Consider the following 17,309-nt stretch of genomic DNA (forward strand, 5'->3'; position numbering starts at 1 on the left):
GTTCACCCCAATTCCTTCCATGCTGTCGCCGGCTGCGGTCCGCCCGCCGCCAGAAACGGCTCGATCAGCGGCTGCAAATCGCGAACCAGCTTGTCCGAAGGGAACCTTCCGACCAGCTCGCGGAGCTGCAGCGCGGATTGTCGCAGCAAGCCGCCCAGCTTCTCGGCCACGCCGTATTTCTCCATGAGCTGGCGGATCAGGCCATGATCCTCCCGATGCTCCGCCAAAGCGCGGCGATCCTCCTCCGTGCCTTCCTGCATCACGTGCCAGAAGCCCCAGCCGCCGTTCAGCCGCGCTTCTTTCTCCGCGTCCTTCAGCTCCTGAAGAAGAACCTCGCAACGGGAGAAACGTTCTACCAACTCGGGCCATAAACGTTCGTAAAGCCCGTGCATGAACCCCGTGAACGACAGGAACAGGCCGGATTTAATCTCCGCCCCGTAATGGACATACTCTTCCGCGTTCAGCTTGAGCTGCTTCATTTTCGAATACGCGCTCATCTTGATCCGGTTCAATTCGCAGATGGCTTCGCTTAAAAGCCGCACCGCCTCGATCTGTCCCGCTTGCGAGAGCAGGTGATAGAATCGGCTGCTGAAATAGTCGCCCGCCAGCACCTTCAACTGCCGGGAGCGCATGGCCGGCATGCCGTCCTTGCCCTCGATCGTGCCGTTTTCGACCATGTCGTGCGTATCCAGCCCCATCTGGACGAGAGAAGTGACGAGCGCAAGCAGCTCCTTGTTCGAGGAAACCGCGGGCTGCTGGCTCAACACCGCATGGAGAAGGCGGATCCTGCCGGACGGAAAGCCCGGCAGCTCCGTATGGAGCGAGATCATGTCGTGATCCGTATATTTATGGGCCAATTGTTCAACCCGGTACCGTGTCATTCTGTAGCCTCCGAGCGCGCTGCCGCTGCCATCAACCCAAAACCGATGGCGGAACGGCTTGTGATTTTATCTATTATAACATAACCCCGTTGGCGCCGCATAAGACGCTTCCCAAGTTCATCAATTTGCTAAATTTCGCAGCCAGCGCGCGCCCGCCGGAGTCGACGTCAAGCCGATCCCGCTCCGGAACGCCTCCTCGGTCAGCCTTTTGGGTTCAACCGCGTTCTCGAGACGGCTTCTCGGCCACTCTTCGCGCCTCGGATCCCCGTAAAAAAGAAGCACCCGCCGGCCTTCCGTTTGCCGGTACACCCGTACCAGCGTTTGCCGCACGTTGACGGCATCGAGGAACGAGAACCGAAGTACCTCGGCCATGTCCCTCCAGAGAGATGCCGCTCCTCCCGCGTTCTCCTTCAGCGTCAAATCGAGCGTGAGGATGGAATGGTCCCACCCGACTTTACCGATCCGATGGTTCAACGTGAGTGACGCCACCGCGTCCGCGAGGTTGTCGTCGGACAAAATGCCTCGTACCTGCGGTGCGGTAACTTCCGCGGCTTGGCGCAACTCCCGCACCTTCGGCTCCAGCGTCTGCAAGCTTCCCAGCGCTAGGATAGCGGCGATACCGGCAAGCGCCGTCGCCAGAGTCAGCTTCATGGGGGTCATGCGAAAGCCTCCTTCCAATCAGGCGACCGTACATACCCCATTGTACAAAGAAAAAAGGCAGGCTATGCCTGCGCTTTCCGCCGCGTTCTATGTATCCGTGTCGATCGTCCCGAACTTCGTCATCACGGTCGCCTTGCCGCGGATTTTAATGGCAGAGGTGTGCTCGGTAAACTGCGCGATCAGCACTTCCCCGCGGTCGAGCTTCTCGGTGTGGTGGAATTTCGTATCCAACCCGCGAGTAAGGCCGATGACTTGGACGCCGCCCTCTTTGGCTTTGACCACGACATATTCCGTTTGATTCGATTCCATCGGCGTCTGGCCTCCTTTTAATTCCCATCATGAACGAAAAGGCTTGAAACTGTCAAACGAATGAAACAGACGGGAAAAAAGAAGACGATCGTCAATGCGATCGTCTTCGTCGGCGTTATGTAATGGTCGAGACGACAGGATTTGAACCTGCAACCTCACCCACCCCAAGGGTGCGCGCTACCAGATTGCGCTACGTCTCGTCGGTTCCATTGACGGCACCGATTGAGTATAGCACAGGCTTTAAAGTCCGCGCAACCCCAAACCACCGAAAAATGCGAACCGAAAATCCGGTTTACTTAATGCCTTCTTTCAACGCTTTACCCGGTTTGAACGCGGGAATCTTCCCGGCCGGAATCTCGATTTCATCGCCGGTTTGCGGGTTGCGTCCTTTGCGTGCGGAGCGCTCGCGTACTTCGAAGTTTCCGAAGCCTACCAGCTGGACTTTGTCGCCGCTTTGCAGCGCTTCGGAAATGACGTCGAATACGGCGTCAACCGCTTGCGTGGCGTCCTTCTTGGACAGATCGGTCAACTCGGCGACCTTGGCGATCAGTTCGGTTTTGTTCATGGCCTTCACCTCCCAGAACGGAACGTGGCATAGTATCTGTTTATCCGTTTCATCAGAAATTATACACGCGCAAAACCCGAAGTTTCAAGCGGGGCGCGAGTTTCACGTCTTTTTGCGGGTCAAGTGGATGAACGTGACCGCGAGCGCGAGGACGAGAACGATGCCTTTGATGATGTCGTTCGTGTAATATTGGACGTTCATCATCGTCAGTCCGTTGACCATGACGCCCATCAGGACCGCTCCGAAAAACGTGCCGATAATGTTCGGTCTGCCGGCCGCGAAGACGGAATAGCCCACGAAAACGGCGGCGACGGATTCCATCAGCATGGGCGCGCCGGCGTCGATCTGTCCGGAACCGATACGGGCCGTATACAACACGCCGCCGATCGAAGCGAAGACGGCCGAAGCCACGTAAGCGAGCGTTCTGACTTTCTTGACGCGCAAGCCCGAGAGCCGTGCGGCTTCCTCGTTGCCGCCCGTCATGATCGCTTGCCGCCCCCAGCGCGTGTACTTGAAGAACAGGTGGGCGCAAATGACGGCGATGACCATCAGAATGACGGGAAACGGAACGCCCAGCAGCTTGCCTTGACCGATCCAGAGGAAAGGCTTCAGCATGACGCCCGGAGCCGTCGAACCGTCCTGCATCGGCATGTTGCTGTAAATGGAATAGCCTTTGGTATACGTCTTATGGACGCCGTTCACGATGTACATGACCGCCAGCGTCGCAAGCAAGTCGGGAATCCGGATCTTGACGATCAGGAATGCATTGATGAGACCGATGACCACCCCGACGAGCAGCGGCACGACCAGGACGACGATGAGCGGCATCTGGTACCACACCATCAATGTCGCGGTAACGACCGTGGACAAGGAAACCGTCGCCCCGACGGACAGGTCGAAGCCGTCGACCATGAGGGAAATCGTCACGCCGATCGCGACGAAAGCGACGATGGAGATCGCCTTCAGGATGTCCATCAGGTTGTCGAACGTGAAGAAAGCGTCCTTCGCCAGCGCGAAGAACAAAATGACGAGCGCGATGAAAAACAAGGCGCCGAATTGGAACGTAAAATGAAGCAGGCGATTTTTCACGACACTTCCTCTTTCCCCGCGCTGGCGTAATAAAGCAGGCTCTCCTGAGTCGCTTCCCCGCGGTTGAATTCTTTGACGATGACGCCGTCGCACATGACCAGGATGCGGTCCGCGAGCCCGAGGGCTTCCGCGAATTCGCAGGTCAGGTACAGGACGCCTTTGCCCGCTTGGGCAAGCCGGCCGATGATGCGGAAAATGTCGCTTTTCGCGCCAACGTCGACGCCTTTGGTCGGCTCGTCGAAGAGGAATACGCGCGCGTCGGTGGACGTCCACTTGCCGATCGCGACCTTCTGCTGGTTCCCGCCGCTCAAATAGGCGGTCAATTGCCCGAGCCCCGCGGCTTTAATCCCGAGCGCATCCACCGTCCCGCTGCCGTGCTTGCGCTCGGAAGCGCCGGACAGTACGCCCAGGCGGCTGATCGACTTCAGGATCGGAAGGCTCAGGTTATGCAGCACCGATTCCCTCACGAGGATGCCTTCCTTGCGGCGTTCCTCCGGCACGAGCGCGAATCCCGACGCGATGGCCGAAGCCGGCGACCGGAGATCGGCCGGACGGCCGGAGATCGACACGCTGCCGCGTTCGGCTTTATCGGCGCCGAACAACAACCGCGACAGCTCCGTCTTGCCCGCGCCCACCAGTCCGACGACCGCCACGACTTCGCCGGCGCGGACGTCCAGATTGACGCCCCGCACCCGCGTGCCGGCGGCGAGGTCCCGCACGGACAGCACCGTCTCCCCGACGGCGGCTTCAAGCTTCGGGTACTCTTCCTCGAAGCTGCGCCCGAGCATCGCCCGGACGACGTCATGCGTGTCGCTCTCCGACGCTTTCTTCGTCCAAACACGGGTTCCGTCGCGCATAACCGTGATTTGATCGCAAATCCGGAACACCTCCGGCAGGCGGTGCGATATGAACACGACGCCGATGCCGTCCCGCTTCAGGCCTTCCATGATGCGGAACAGCGTCTCCGCTTCTTCAAGGCTGAGAGGAGCGGTCGGCTCGTCCAAAATGACGAATTTCGCGTTTTCCGATAACAGCCGCGCGATCAGCACGAGCTGCTTTTCCGCCAGCGTCAGCTCGCGGACCAGCTTCTTCGTGGACAGCTCAAGCCCGATGCGGGCGAGCACTCGGCCGGCTTCCTGATGGACGGACTTCCAACGGATCCATCCGCTTCCGGAGGAGGAAGCCAGCTTGTCCAGCATGATATTCTCGCCGACCGTCAGATGCGGCACGAGCGACGTATCCACTTCTTGGTAAACGCAGTGGATGCCCGCCCGTTTCGCGTCGGCGGGCGAACGGAGCGCGATCGGTTCGCCGTCGATCGCGATCGTCCCTTCGTCGGACTCATAGGCGCCGGAAAGTATTTTCATGAGCGTGCTCTTGCCGGCACCGTTCGCGCCCAGCAAAGCGTGGATTTCTCCGCCGCGCAGCGTGAAATCGACGCCCTTCAGCGCCGGAACCCCGGCGAACGCCTTGGCGATCCCCTCCATGCGGAGCTCGCCGGCGTGGTCCTGTCGATTCATGATCTTCTCTCCTTTCCGCCAGTTTAACAGAAAACGGCGCGGTTTTGACCGCGCCGCGCCATTTTTCTTCCTGCTTTTATTTGCCTGCGGCCGCTTCGAGGGCTTTCAGGTAATCCGTGTTGCCCGCGTCGCTTTGTCCCCAGCCTTCGACGTATTGCGCCAGGTCGGCCGTCGTAACGGCTTTATCCTTCGGCAGCATGTCGCGGGTGACGAAAACCGGCGCCAGTTGAACCGTGGCTTCGGTTTGGTCGCCGTGCAGCTTCTGGTACAGGTAGCGGACTTGGACGGTGCCGATCGAGGTCGGATCCACGGCTGCGGACGCAACCCAAGGGCTGGTCGGATCCTGGATCATTTTCAGGTCCTCGTCGCTGAGGTCGATGCCGTAGATTTTGATGTCGTCGCGGCCGGCTTGCTTGATCGCGTTAGCTGCGCCTTTGGCGAATTCGTCCCAGGAAGCGAATACCGCCGCGATGTCGCCTTTGTTCGGGTATTGCTTCAGAACGGCTTCCATCTTGTTCTGCGTGTCGAGCTGCGGGTTGGAAGCATCGCCGAACGCCGCGACTTCTTTGATGTTCGGGTTTTGCTCCAGGAATTTCTTATAGGAGATTTGACGGCTTTCCATCGGAGGGAAACCGGCTACCCACACTTTAACGATGTTGCCTTTGGCTCCCGTTTGTTTCGCCAGCTCGCCCAACGTCATTTCAGCCATCTTCTGGTCGTCTTGCGCCAGGTTCGTCACGCCTTCGATTCCGTTCAAGCCGGAGTCGAACGCGACGACCGGGATTTTCGCTTCCAGCGCTTTGTTTACGCCGGCCGTCAGGGCGCCGGCGTCGCCGTGGTCAAGCAGGATGCCGTCGAATTTCTGGGCAACCGCGGAATCCAGGTTCGCCGACATTTTGTTCAGGTCGTTGTCGGAAGCCATGACGGTCACTTCGCCGCCGTATTTGGCGACTTGTTTTTTAACGCCGTCGACGTATTGCGCCGAGAACGTGCCGGTGTTAAAGCGCATGATCAAGGCGATTTTCTTGCCTTTCAACGCGTCCGCGTCGCTTGCTCCGCTTGCGGATGCGGATGCGGATGACGCTGCGGAAGCCGCCGGCGAGCTTGCCGCCGCGTTGTTTTCTTCTTTTTTGCCGCAAGCCGCGAGCACCAGCACGAGTGCCAGGATCAGCGACAGCACGGCGGCCGTCTGTTTTCTCTTTGCCATTTCAGTTCCTCCCCGAATGCTTGTCCCTTTGTAACTAGCTTTTACATTAACATGGTAATTCCGAGTACGTCAATCGGGTTTATCCGTCCGGTTTTCATTTTTCACATTTTCGACAAAATTCTGCGTAAACCGCCGGTAAAATTTACATTTCTCCGTTGATTCGGACAGGATCGGACATTAGTCTTAGGAAAAAAGAACCGACGGAGTCTCTCCGGACAGGTGACATTGGGGAGTGGAAAATGAAGAAACGACTGGACTTCACGATACGCAGAAGATTGCTGTTGGTTTGCTCCATTCTCTTGGTGATTCCGATTTTGACCTTGGGAGCGATCACTTATCAGGTCTCTTCCAAAGAAACCACGAAACAGATAGAAAGCGGCTTGCGCAACAACGTCAGGCTGGCGGCGGAAATGACCCGCTCCCTTCAAACGGCCGTGGACAACGGAGCCATGACGAAAGAAGAAGCGCAAGAAAGCCTGCGCGTTACGCTCTTGGGAACCAAGAACGCGGATGGTACGCGGCCCATCAATCCGCATATCGATCTGGGGGAAAACGGCTACTACTTCGTTCTCGACGGAAAAGGAAACCTGCTGGCCCATCCTCTGTTGGAAGGCCAGAATATATGGGACAAGAAGACCTCTACCGGGACTTACTATATTCAAGACTTGATCGGCAAAGCGGAAGCAGGCGGAGGATTCACCTATTACGATTGGCCGCTCCCGAACGCCAAGAAAGAAGCCCTGAAAGTCGCCTATGCCGAGAAGGAGCCGACGTGGGGCTGGATCATTGCCGCAGGTTCGTACATGAAGGATTATGACGCCGGCAAAAACCACATCCTGCACGCCATGCTCATCACGCTTGCCGCATGCCTCGCGGCCGGCATGGGAGCGCTGACCTGGTTCGCGGTTTCGCTCAGCCGCCCCCTCGTCCGCATGGCGGACCAGGCGGAACGGATGTCCCTGGGAGATTTGACCGGAACGGGACTCGAGATCGATCGCCGTGACGAAATCGGAAAACTTGCGCTCGCTTTCAATCATCTGCAAAGCAACTTGAAAGAGTTGATCGGCAGCCAGCTTCAGAGCGCGAACGAGCTGGCCGAATCCTCCTCGATGCTTAACCGCGTCATCTCGGACGCCGTGGAGGCCGTTAACCAAACTTCTCAGGCGATCAACCAGGTCGCGGCCAATAACGAATCCCAAGCTGCCGGCTTGGGTCAAACTTCCAGAGCCATGGAGGAGATCGCGGCCGGCATCCAGCAGGTCGCCACCATCTCCGCCAATGCCCACGCCTCCTCCGTCGGCACGCTGAACGAGGCCGAAAACGGCAGCCGCCTCATCCGCCTGTCAACCGAGCGGATGGCGGCGGTCAACGAAACCGTCGGGAACTTAAGCGATGTCGTGAACCAGTTAGGCGAACGTTCCGGACAGATCGGCGAGATCGCCGGAACCCTTCAGGAGATCTCGGCCCAGACGAACCTCCTCGCCTTGAACGCCTCGATCGAGGCGGCACGGGCGGGAGATCAGGGCAAGGGCTTTGCCGTCGTGGCGGGAGAAATCCGCAAATTGGCCGAGCGTTCCACCGAATCGGCCGTACAAGTTTCTGCCCTGATCGAATCGATTCGGAACGATATCGAAGACGCGGTAGCTTCGATGGGGAAAGGCGAAACCGAAGCGGAGGCCGGCGTCGCCGCCATCCGGGAAACCGGCGAAGCCTTCGAACGGATTCTCCTGGCGACCCGCGGCGTCGTGGAACACGCCATTGAGACTTCGTCCGCCTCCGAGCAGATGTCCGCCAGTTCGCAGGAAATTTCGGCCACGCTGACCGAAATCGAGCGCAATTCCTTCGGCACGGCGGGAGCCGCCCAGACGGTCGCCGCCGCAGCCGAAGAGCAACTCGCCTCCATGGAGGAAATCTCATCTTCCGCTCGGAAACTCGCTCAATGGTCGGATGCGATGAAACGCATGACCGACCGGTTCAAAGTCTAATCTAATCCCGAATCCCCAAAATGAAAAGAAGCTGACCCCCGGTGATCCCGGTCGTCAGCTTTTTTCGTTTCGTTACAGGATGATGGCGATCAAACCGCCGGAGCCTTCGTTGATGATGCGCCCGAGGGTCTCTTGGAGCTTATAGCGGGCATTGTCGGGCATCATCGCGATTTTGCCCTGGATGCCTTCGCGCACGATGGAGTGCAGCGACCGGCCGAAAATGTCGGACTCCCAAATTTTGATCGGGTCCTTCTCGAAGTCTTGCATCAGATAGCGCACGAGCTCTTCGCTCTGTTTCTCGGTGCCGATGATCGGAGCGAATTCGGACTCCACGTCGACGCGGATCATGTGGATGGACGGAGCGGTCGCTTTCAGGCGCACGCCGAAACGGGAGCCTTGGCGGATAAGTTCCGGTTCGTCCAGCACCATTTCCTTCAGCGTCGGGGCCGCTATGCCGTAGCCGGTCGTCTTCACCATTTCGAGCGCTTCGGCGAACCGGTCGTATTCGCGTTTGGCGTGGGCGAATTCCTGCATCAGCTGCAGGAGATGATCCTTGCCGCGAATTTCGGTTCCGACGACCTCCATCAGGATGCGGTCGTACAGCTCATCCGGCGCGTACAGGTCGATCTCGGCGACGCCCTGCCCCATGTTCATGCCGCTGAGGCCGGCGCGGGCCACGAAGTCGTATTCCATGAACTGGGCGACGACGCGGTCGACGTCCCTCAGCCTGCGGATGTCCTTCACCGTCTCGCGGACGGAGCTTTCATAGCTGGAGCGCAGCCAGTGCCCTTCGTTCAGGACCATGACCCAGCTCGGGAGATTGACGTTCACTTCGTGCACCGGGAATTCGTACAGCACTTCCCGCAGCACGCCCATGACTTCTTCCTCGCCCATCGTAGCCGCGGAGAGCGTCATGACGGGAATGTCGTATTTGGCGGCCAGCTCGCTTCTCAGCGCCTGGGCTTCCTCGCTTCTGGGACGGGCGGAGTTCACGACGAGCACGAACGGCTTGCCGACTTCCTTGAGCTCGTTGACGACGCGTTCTTCGGCGTCGATATACGCGCTGCGCGGAATTTCCGCGATCGATCCGTCCGTCGTGACCACGACGCCAAGCGTCGAGTGCTCTTGGATGACTTTGCGGGTGCCGATTTCGGCCGCTTCCTGGAACGGGATCGGCTCTTCGAACCACGGCGTCGAAATCATTCTCGGGCCGCCTTCGTCCTCGAAGCCTTTGGCGCCGTCCACCGTATATCCGACGCAATCGACGAGCCGGACGTTGACGTCCAGCCCTTCGGCGACTTTGATCTGCACCGCGTTGTTCGGCACGAACTTCGGCTCCGTCGTCATGATCGTACGGCCTGCCGCGCTTTGCGGCAATTCGTCGATCGCGCGGATCCGATCGGCTTCGTGCGCAATGTTGGGCAGCACGACGGTTTCCATAAACCGTTTGATGAAGGTCGATTTGCCCGTCCGTACGGCGCCGACGACCCCGAGGTAGATATCGCCGCCGGTACGCTCGGCAATATCCTTGAAAATGTCCACTTTTTCCACTGAGATTCCCTCCCATCGTAATCGCGAAACCTTCGTGACCCGCCAGCGCGACGGAACTCGTACACGAACTTGGACTGGTAACATTCTATGAACGCAAAACGGGAATATGCCCATTCCGCGCGCAAATGTTTCCCATGCCGACGTACGCCCGCCGGCGCTCCTGTTTGTTCCTCAAAAAGCATATGAGAAGGGATATGCGCGTATGTCTACCATTTTTCTTAATTTCGTGCAAACAGATGTCGTTTTTTGCTAGGAAACTGGTATAATAGACCCAGATTTCATACCATATTTCGGAAGGAAGTCCCCAATGAAAAAAATCGCACGCCCGATCCAACTCCTGATGCTTCTGAGTTTGCTGCTCTCCTTCGCCCTGCCTGCCGCCGCGGAATCCGAATCTTCCGCAAGCGCGGAAAATCCAGCCGTCGGCGAGATCCTCATCGAGGCCATACCCGGCGACGCCGCGCTGACCATCTCTTTCCCCAAAGTAGATACCCTCGGAAACGCAGCCGACAGCTTCGAAATTTCGGTATTTACCGGGGAACCCGACCCGGCCGCAACGCCCGTCGTCATCGCCGCAGAATCGGTTAAGGGCGACACGGTGGAATATACCGCGAATAAGCTCGTGAACAATACGCCCTACTCCGTATCGGTCGTAGGCAAAACGAAAGACGGAAGCATCGTGAGCAACGGCAACGGCTTCGGCGTCCCTTTCCGGATGCCGGGCAAGATGCCGGGTCTCGTAGTCACTGCTGGCGACGCCCAAATTACGGTCACCTTCTCGAAGCTCCCCGCTTCGGATAAGGCCGCCACGTACCAGATTCACTGGTGGACCGAAGTGGACAAGAAGACCAAAGAGCCCAAATTCCAGAAGCCGATCATCATTAAGGCGTCCGACGTTAAAAACAAAACCTACACGTATACCTTCAAGAAGATGAAAAACGGCACGACCTATCATTTCAACGTATTCGCGGAAGATACGAGCGGCCAGATCCTTTACCTGTCCCAAGACGTGACGGCCGCGCCCGCGAAAGCGAAACCCGTGAAAGCGAACCCGGGCAAAGGCAAAAAGAAATAAACGACCGCATCAAAAAGAAACCTCATCTTCGCGTAATGGTAGTGGTACTGCCATTTACGTAAGAGAGGTTTCTTTTTGTTGTCGGACATCCGCTTTTAGGCAGCCTTGACTGAGCTAACGGAACGGAGAGGCGTTATTTGATGGAAAAAGGTCACTTTTTGAATCTAACGGAACTCAGCGACCTTATTGTCCGACTTTTGCGAAGAATTGGCCTCAAAGTTGCTGAATAGCGGCGCTGAGTTCCGTTAGCATCGAAATGAGTTTTAAATAACGGGAATAAGGTCGCTGAGTTCCGTTGCAATGAAATGACGAGTAGATTCAGACGGATTCAACGACATGTTCATTCGCATGGTGCCGAAGCCGAGCCTTTCTCTCCGCCAGTAATCCCGCCGAGTACGCCAGCAGGAACAAAACCATGAAGCCGGCGGAAATGCGATACATCCCCGCGTAGCCGGCAGCTCCCGCGACCGCCCCGAGGAGCAGGGAACCTGCCCCGACGCCGAGATCGATCGAATTGTAATAGAGGCTGTTCGCCGCCCCGTGATGCCGAGGCTCCGCCAACCTCAGCATCCAAGCCTGCGTCGTCAGCTGAATGGCGCCGAAGCCGGCACCGAACAGCAGCGCGGACGCGAGGACGAGCGTCAGGTTATGCGCATAGGACAGCAGCAGCATGCTTCCCATAACCGCAAAAGACGCGGGGATCAAGACCGCCATGTGACCTCTTCGGTCGAAGATCCGTCCCGCGATCGGCCGCACCGCCACGATGGAAATCACCGAGACGAGGAAAAACAAGCCGATTTGCGGAATGCCGATTTCCTGGCCGTAAAGGCCGAGAAACCCGAGCAATCCTCCGTAGATCAAAGAAAGCAATGCGTTCAACGCGGCCGGGAGCAGCGTCATCGAATTCATCCGGCCGGAGCCGGCCCCGCCGGCATCCGGGCTCGCTTTCTTCGTCGGCTGCGCGGGAATGCCTCGGCTGAATAGCAACAGAGGGATGATGACGGCGGCGGCGCAAGCGCCGAGCTCAGACAGGACATGGATGCCGGACTGCTCGAGCAATTGGATCCCGAGAGCAGGCCCGACCGACATCGCCAGGCTCGTGGAATAGCCGAAATAACCGATTCCTTCCCCCATGCGGCGGACGGGAATGATCTGCGATACCATCGTCGGAACGACGGTGCTCGCCCACCCGAAGCCGATCCCGTGGGCCGCGCGCAAGATCAGCAGCGTAGGAATGGAAGTGGCGTACGGGTAAGCGAAGATGGCGACGGCGGCCAGCGCGAGGCCCGCCATCAGCACGACGTTGCGGTGCATCACCTTCATCGCGTAAGCGGCCATGAACCTCGCGGCGATGGCCGAGACGGCGAACATGGTCGTCAACAGGCTGATGGTCACGTTATCCGGTTGAAACCTTTCCTTCACGTATCCGGGCAAGGGCGACAACAACATGTGCAAACTCAAAAACAGCAAAAAATAACCGATCGTCAAGGCGATGAACGACCGGGTCCACAAGTTTTCCTGCTTCGGCAGCAAGGCATTCACTCCGTTTCCTGATGATTCAAGCGATCTACGTTGTCATTGATGGCACTTAGCCACGCAAGCATTTGCGCGTATTGATCGGGCGTCAATCCTTCGCAGGCGTCCCGGATCGTTTCACGTTCCACGGGCGCTGCCAGTTCGACCGTCCTTCTCCCTTTGTCGGTGATGCTAACCTCGAAAGAGCGCCGGTCGTGTGCTCCGGGCTTTTTCTCAATGAACCCTTTCGCCTCCAGCGCATCCAAAATCCGCGTCGTCGTCGGCTTGTCTTTGCCCGAACGTTCCGCGATTTCTTTCTGGATTTGGCCGTCGCGCTCGCCGACGCGGTACAGCACCGCCCATTGCTCCGGCGTCAGATCGAGCGCCCGGAGCCGGGAGTACAGCAGCCCGGATATTTTCCGGTAGGTCACGCCAATGGCAAAGCCCATCGATTGGTCCAACCCTTCTACATGCATGTTCCCGTCCCCTTTCGAGCATTAGTTGTTACAATAATTATTGCATAAACAACTCTATCAAGTCAATAAAAAAAGAGAACCTGGCGGTCCTCTTTAACTGCACTTTGATCGCGTTTATTTTGCCGCCGCTTCCGCCACTGGCTGCGGACTGCCGTTCACGGACCGGTAAGCCGGGGATTTCACGGGCACGTAAACCGAAGCTTCCGTCAGCCGGGCCCGCAAATCCTCATCCGTTTTCGCCGTACCGCCTGCCTTCTTCATCGCTTCCGCGATGTCCACCGCGTAGTCGGCGTACACGCGCCCTTGATCGTCCACCATCAATTCCAGCGGGTGGTGCGAGTAAGGGCTGTTCAAGGATGGCCGGGACGTTCCGAGCTTGCCGAAATCGAGATAGCGGAATCCCGGGTAAGCTTCATCGCCCGACGGATTCGCGTTCCCGTGGGCGCTCCGGTACGCGTCCACCTTCTTCTGTACGTCGGAAATGCCCTGATAGACGGCAATGTCCAGCAGTTTGACCCGGGGATTCGTTTCTTCGTCGATGATCAGGAAGACGTATCCGCCCCCGTTTTCGAACGCCAACTTGGGGACGCTTTCGACGTATCCCATCCGCTTCATTTTGGCGAAATCGACTTTGTATTTCTCATAAACCGGGACCGTCGCCTCCGCGTTCAGGATCGGCAGCAGCCCCGTCGCTTCCTTATAGCGGTTCACGGCGTCCTGGACCGTATCCGCTGCGCCTTTGGCCGATGCGTTGTTGCCGGGCGTTTGATCCTCCGGATACAGGCAGCCCGACAAGAGCGCGAGAAGCGCGATGCTGGCCGCCAGAACGGACCACCTCGGCAGTTTTACGTTCACCACAGTTCGTCTCTCTCCCTCTGTTGTTCCTCCAATTGCTTCCGGATCGCGGCACGGAGCGGATCCTCGGGCACGATCACCGTCACGTCCCCCCGCACCCGGGCCTGGCAGGACAGCCGGATGCCTTCCTGCAGCAGATCGCCGATCTTGCGGCTTTCGGCGGTCCCCGGCGCTTGCAGCGCGGCCTCCTGCCCCGGAGGAACCTGCACCTTGCACATCAGGCAGGCCGCCAGTCCGCCGCACCTCGTGCGGACGTTCACGCGGGCCCGGCGGGACGCCTCGAGCACCGTCGTACCCGGACGCACCTCGGCCGAGCGGTTATCCGGCAGGAAAGTGACTTTCGGCATGTTAAGGCTCCCATCCCTTCTCGCCTTCTCCGGCGATCGTCGCGTACCGCCATACGAGTTTGGCCGCCTCCGGCGCAAGAACGTTGCGCTTCAGCAGGTTTTCCAGGGCGGGCATATGCAGCATGGGCTGTTCCCGGATCAGCCGCCCGATAAGTCCGCAGCGGTCGGGCCTGTCCCTCAGCACGTTGAAAATGAGCTCGTGTCCCAGCGGAACGAGCCTGACCGCATGCGGGCCGGCGGCGATCGAATCGCCTTCGGGATAAAGAACCGAGGCGACTTCCGTCCGGTACAAGGAACCGCCGGTCTCGATCCGGAACTCTCCGACCAGTTCCACCGGCGTGCCGGCCACCGTATAATGCGAGAGCATCGACCGGTATCGTTCGGTCGAGCTCCACGCGGGCTCGTCCACGGCGGACGCCGCGAGCGCCCGGTGGATGCGCGCGGCGTCGGCTTCATCCGCGTATAGGTCCAAATCTCTCGGCGCGCGGCCGATGTCGGCCCCTCTCATTGCGAGGCCGGTGCTTCCCCCCACGACCCAAACGGCTCCGATGCCGGAGAGCCGTCCGGCCAAATCCGCGACCGCGTCGGCCGGATATAAGGAATCCATGAGGTTCACCCCCATGTCAATTGCGTTTCGCATCGCATTAAAAATAAGTCCTGTTGACGGCTTTCAATTCGCCTTGCTTCAGGACCTTCGCCTGGCACCCCAACCGGAAGCCGCCGTCGAGCTCGTCCGGTCCCAGCCGGTCCCATTCGGCGTCCGTCGGTTCGTCCAGCAAGCCGGCGCCGGCCGCCACGGAACAGCGGCATCTGGCGCATGTTCCCTTGCTGCAATTGAAATTCCAATCGACGCCCGCTTTCATCGCGTGCTCAAGAAGCGTGAGCCCGGGCTCGATTTCCACCGTTTTCGTCAGGGTTCTTCCCGTCAATGTCAACATGCTTGTCCGAACCCCCTATGTCATCGCGACCAATCCGTACACCAACCCGATCAACAGCATCAGGAACGAGGCAATGGACAGGACGAGCCGGATCCAGCCTTTCGTTTTCAGTCTGGCGAATGTGATGATGACGGCCGCGGCGACCATTAAACCGATGCCGACGAACGACACCCACATCTTGGTCATCGGATCCAATTCCCGTGCCTCCCCCATGTCTGCGAACCTAAAACGCTACATATTATACCACTCGCCGCCTGGGTTGACAAAGAAAACGGGCTCCCGCCGAAGCGAAAACCCGTCCGTGTCATTTCTTGATCATCATTTTCATGAGGCCCTCGAGATTGCTCATGTTCAAGCCGCTCTTCTTGACGGCCGAGACGATTTCCTTGATCGTTTCCTCCGAGACCGGGACGTTAGCCATTTGCGAAACCTGCTTGATCAACGCCCGGAGCTGCGTTTCGTTCTGCAGCGTATCCGGGGTTACGGTGTTGGCGATCTTTTTGATCGAATTTTCGGTGATGTTTTTCCCGGTTTTCTGGTTGACGACGCCCAGGATGTCCTTCGACAGCTTCTTATCCATGCTTACCCTCCCCGAGTTGGTCTTTAAGGGATACTAACGCATGGATAGATTATGTCGGGGAAGGACAAATGGTGTGGGCCATCCTCCCGGGCGCTTGTTACTTCAGCCACTTCTCCCTGGAAGCGGCGGCGATCTCTTCGATCTCGTGCGTGCGGACGCGGCCCATCAGGTCGCCGACGGCGCTTTCGGGCGTTTTCCCTTCGAAAAGAACGGCGTAAAGCTGCTCGGTGATCGGCATTTCCACGCCGTATCGGGCCGCCAGCTCGTGCGCGAACTTGGTCGTGCGGATGCCTTCGACGACCATGCCGATCCGCTTCAGCACTTCTTCCACCGGCAGCCCTTGCGCCAGCAGGGAGCCCGCGCGCCAGTTACGGCTGTGACGGCTCGTGCAGGTGGCGATCAGGTCGCCGATGCCGGCGAGCCCGGCGAACGTCAGCGGATTAGCGCCCATTGCCGCGCCGAGCCTTGCGATTTCGGCGAGTCCGCGCGTGATGAGCGCCGCCTTGGCGTTATCGCCGAACCCGAGGCCGTCGGACAGGCCGGCCCCTAACGCGATGATGTTTTTCACCGCGCCGGACGTTTCGACGCCGATGACGTCCGGATTCGTATACACTCGGAAATAGGCTTCGTTCATGAAAAAGTCCTGAACCGCTTCCGCGCAGGTCGGATTTCCCGACGCCACGACGACGGTGGTCGGATGGCGGATGATGACCTCTTCCGCATGGCTCGGTCCGGACAGGCAGACGACGTTGTCCTCGTCCCGGCCCAGCTCTTCGGCCAGAACGGTCGACATCCGCTTGAGCGTATCCGTTTCGAAACCTTTGGTCGCGTGGACGACGAGCGCTTCCGGCTCCAAGTAAGGAGCCGCCGCCCGGGCCACCTCCCTCATGGCGGAGGAAGGCGCGACGAAAAGCACGAGCTCCGCGCTGGCCAGCACTTCGTTCAATCCGGTCATGGCCCGGATTCCGGTCGGCAGTTCGGCGTTCGGGAGATACCTGGCATTCGTTCGATGCAGGTTGATCTCCTCGACCTGTTCGGGGTTGCGGGTCCACAGGCGGACATCATGGCCGTTGTCGGCCAGCACCCGCGCCAAAGCCGTTCCCCAGCTTCCCGCTACGAGAACGGCCGTCTGCTTACGCTCCATGAGGCTCACCTTTCTTGTTGCCGCCAAGCTTGTTCTCCGTGCCTTTGACCAACTTGACGATATTTTTGCGGTGGCGCAGAATCGCCAGGACGGCGACCGCGACGGCGCCCCAAACGTAAGGCGCGTCATAGCCGAATGCTCCGATCAGGATCGGCAATAACGCCGCGAACACGAGCGAGCCGAGCGATACGTAACGGGTGACGGCGATCGTCGCGATGGCCGCCAAACCCGCGATCAACGCCGGCCAGAAGGTTAAAACGGCTAACGCGCCGATCGTCGTGGCGATCCCTTTGCCGCCTTTGAAACGGAAAAATACCGGCCAGTTATGGCCGACGATAGCGGCAAGTCCGCACAAGACGGATACCCAAGCTTCCCCGTCGCCGAGCCAGCGCCCGATCAGCACCGCGGCGACGCCTTTGGCGATGTCTAGCAGGAAAACGGCAAGAGCGGGCCCTTTACCGAGCACGCGAAGCGTATTCGTCGCGCCGGCGTTGCCGCTGCCGTGCTGGCGAATGTCGATCTTCTTCAGCCATTTCGCCATCAATATGCTGAACGATACGGAGCCGAGCAAGTAGCTGGCCACGATCCCCACGATCGGTGTGAACAATCCGG

20 protein-coding genes and 1 tRNA gene are annotated in these 17,309 nt (G+C 58.9%); 2 read left to right on the forward strand and 19 right to left on the reverse strand.

Annotation, left to right across the window (positions count from 1 at the left end; genetic code table 11):
- Positions 1-2: 2 nt before the first annotated feature.
- The 8 genes from EAV92_RS09185 to EAV92_RS09220 all read right to left on the reverse strand — a co-directional run bounded on the left by EAV92_RS09185 (position 3) and on the right by EAV92_RS09220 (position 6,231).
- Positions 3-881, reverse strand: coding sequence for a heptaprenyl diphosphate synthase component 1 (locus EAV92_RS09185; RefSeq protein ID WP_123040803.1), 879 nt, complete (start codon positions 879-881; stop codon positions 3-5).
- Between the two features lie 120 nt (positions 882-1,001).
- The gene (locus tag EAV92_RS09190) at positions 1,002-1,541 is read right to left on the reverse strand and encodes a hypothetical protein (RefSeq protein WP_123040804.1); all 540 of its coding nucleotides are present in this window, start codon (positions 1,539-1,541) and stop codon (positions 1,002-1,004) included.
- Between the two features lie 87 nt (positions 1,542-1,628).
- On the reverse strand, positions 1,629-1,850 hold the full coding sequence (gene mtrB / locus EAV92_RS09195; RefSeq protein WP_123040805.1) for a trp RNA-binding attenuation protein MtrB: 222 nt from the start codon (positions 1,848-1,850) through the stop codon (positions 1,629-1,631).
- 123 nt (positions 1,851-1,973) lie between these two features.
- Positions 1,974-2,050: transfer RNA gene (locus tag EAV92_RS09200), tRNA-Pro, on the reverse strand.
- 92 nt (positions 2,051-2,142) lie between these two features.
- Positions 2,143-2,451, reverse strand: coding sequence for an HU family DNA-binding protein (locus EAV92_RS09205; RefSeq protein WP_164472929.1), 309 nt, complete (start codon positions 2,449-2,451; stop codon positions 2,143-2,145).
- Between the two features lie 66 nt (positions 2,452-2,517).
- Positions 2,518-3,504 carry an ABC transporter permease gene (locus tag EAV92_RS09210; protein WP_123040807.1) on the reverse strand — a complete coding sequence of 329 codons (987 nt, stop codon included), beginning with the start codon at positions 3,502-3,504 and terminating at the stop codon, positions 2,518-2,520.
- The gene (locus EAV92_RS09215; protein ID WP_241158489.1) at positions 3,501-5,024 is read right to left on the reverse strand and encodes a sugar ABC transporter ATP-binding protein; all 1,524 of its coding nucleotides are present in this window, start codon (positions 5,022-5,024) and stop codon (positions 3,501-3,503) included. Before EAV92_RS09215 ends, EAV92_RS09210 begins: the two co-directional genes overlap by 4 nt.
- Before the next feature lie 76 nt (positions 5,025-5,100).
- The gene (locus EAV92_RS09220; RefSeq protein ID WP_123040808.1) at positions 5,101-6,231 is read right to left on the reverse strand and encodes a sugar ABC transporter substrate-binding protein; all 1,131 of its coding nucleotides are present in this window, start codon (positions 6,229-6,231) and stop codon (positions 5,101-5,103) included.
- 239 nt (positions 6,232-6,470) lie between these two features.
- Here EAV92_RS09220 and EAV92_RS09225 point away from each other — a divergent pair, with 239 nt between their 5' ends.
- Positions 6,471-8,216 carry a methyl-accepting chemotaxis protein gene (locus tag EAV92_RS09225; RefSeq protein WP_123040809.1) on the forward strand — a complete coding sequence of 582 codons (1,746 nt, stop codon included), beginning with the start codon at positions 6,471-6,473 and terminating at the stop codon, positions 8,214-8,216.
- A 72-nt stretch (positions 8,217-8,288) separates the two neighbouring features.
- Here EAV92_RS09225 and spoIVA read toward each other — a convergent pair whose 3' ends face one another.
- Entirely contained in the window at positions 8,289-9,767 is a 1,479-nt protein-coding gene (gene spoIVA / locus EAV92_RS09230) for a stage IV sporulation protein A (RefSeq protein WP_123040810.1), read from the reverse strand.
- Positions 9,768-10,074: 307 nt separating this feature from the next.
- Here spoIVA and EAV92_RS09235 point away from each other — a divergent pair, with 307 nt between their 5' ends.
- The gene (locus tag EAV92_RS09235; RefSeq protein ID WP_123040811.1) at positions 10,075-10,842 is read left to right on the forward strand and encodes a fibronectin type III domain-containing protein; all 768 of its coding nucleotides are present in this window, start codon (positions 10,075-10,077) and stop codon (positions 10,840-10,842) included.
- Positions 10,843-11,160: 318 nt separating this feature from the next.
- Here EAV92_RS09235 and EAV92_RS09240 read toward each other — a convergent pair whose 3' ends face one another.
- From EAV92_RS09240 to plsY, 10 genes are all read right to left on the reverse strand, one after another.
- Positions 11,161-12,375: an MFS transporter gene (locus tag EAV92_RS09240; protein WP_241158490.1), complete on the reverse strand. Its 1,215-nt coding sequence runs from the start codon at positions 12,373-12,375 to the stop codon at positions 11,161-11,163.
- Positions 12,376-12,380: 5 nt separating this feature from the next.
- Positions 12,381-12,833: a MarR family winged helix-turn-helix transcriptional regulator gene (locus tag EAV92_RS09245; RefSeq protein ID WP_123040812.1), complete on the reverse strand. Its 453-nt coding sequence runs from the start codon at positions 12,831-12,833 to the stop codon at positions 12,381-12,383.
- A gap of 114 nt (positions 12,834-12,947) precedes the next feature.
- Positions 12,948-13,691 (reverse strand): hypothetical protein, encoded by a 744-nt coding sequence (locus EAV92_RS09250; protein ID WP_123040813.1) that lies wholly within the window; start codon positions 13,689-13,691, stop codon positions 12,948-12,950.
- Positions 13,685-14,035 carry a 2Fe-2S iron-sulfur cluster-binding protein gene (locus tag EAV92_RS09255; protein ID WP_123040814.1) on the reverse strand — a complete coding sequence of 117 codons (351 nt, stop codon included), beginning with the start codon at positions 14,033-14,035 and terminating at the stop codon, positions 13,685-13,687. Before EAV92_RS09255 ends, EAV92_RS09250 begins: the two co-directional genes overlap by 7 nt.
- A 1-nt stretch (position 14,036) precedes the next feature.
- On the reverse strand, positions 14,037-14,642 hold the full coding sequence (locus EAV92_RS09260; RefSeq protein ID WP_123040815.1) for a hypothetical protein: 606 nt from the start codon (positions 14,640-14,642) through the stop codon (positions 14,037-14,039).
- A gap of 37 nt (positions 14,643-14,679) precedes the next feature.
- Positions 14,680-14,973, reverse strand: coding sequence for a 2Fe-2S iron-sulfur cluster-binding protein (locus EAV92_RS09265; protein WP_123040816.1), 294 nt, complete (start codon positions 14,971-14,973; stop codon positions 14,680-14,682).
- Between the two features lie 15 nt (positions 14,974-14,988).
- Positions 14,989-15,168 carry a DUF2768 family protein gene (locus EAV92_RS09270; protein WP_123040817.1) on the reverse strand — a complete coding sequence of 60 codons (180 nt, stop codon included), beginning with the start codon at positions 15,166-15,168 and terminating at the stop codon, positions 14,989-14,991.
- A gap of 109 nt (positions 15,169-15,277) precedes the next feature.
- Positions 15,278-15,553: a stage VI sporulation protein F gene (locus EAV92_RS09275; protein ID WP_123040818.1), complete on the reverse strand. Its 276-nt coding sequence runs from the start codon at positions 15,551-15,553 to the stop codon at positions 15,278-15,280.
- A gap of 97 nt (positions 15,554-15,650) precedes the next feature.
- Entirely contained in the window at positions 15,651-16,697 is a 1,047-nt protein-coding gene (locus EAV92_RS09280) for an NAD(P)H-dependent glycerol-3-phosphate dehydrogenase (RefSeq protein ID WP_123040819.1), read from the reverse strand.
- Positions 16,687-17,304, reverse strand: coding sequence for a glycerol-3-phosphate 1-O-acyltransferase PlsY (plsY, locus tag EAV92_RS09285; protein ID WP_123040820.1), 618 nt, complete (start codon positions 17,302-17,304; stop codon positions 16,687-16,689). The genes EAV92_RS09280 and plsY overlap by 11 nt, the downstream gene beginning before the upstream one ends.
- Positions 17,305-17,309: the final 5 nt, after the last annotated feature.

The organism is Cohnella candidum (genome assembly GCF_003713065.1).
Classification (GTDB): domain Bacteria; phylum Bacillota; class Bacilli; order Paenibacillales; family Paenibacillaceae; genus Cohnella; species Cohnella candidum.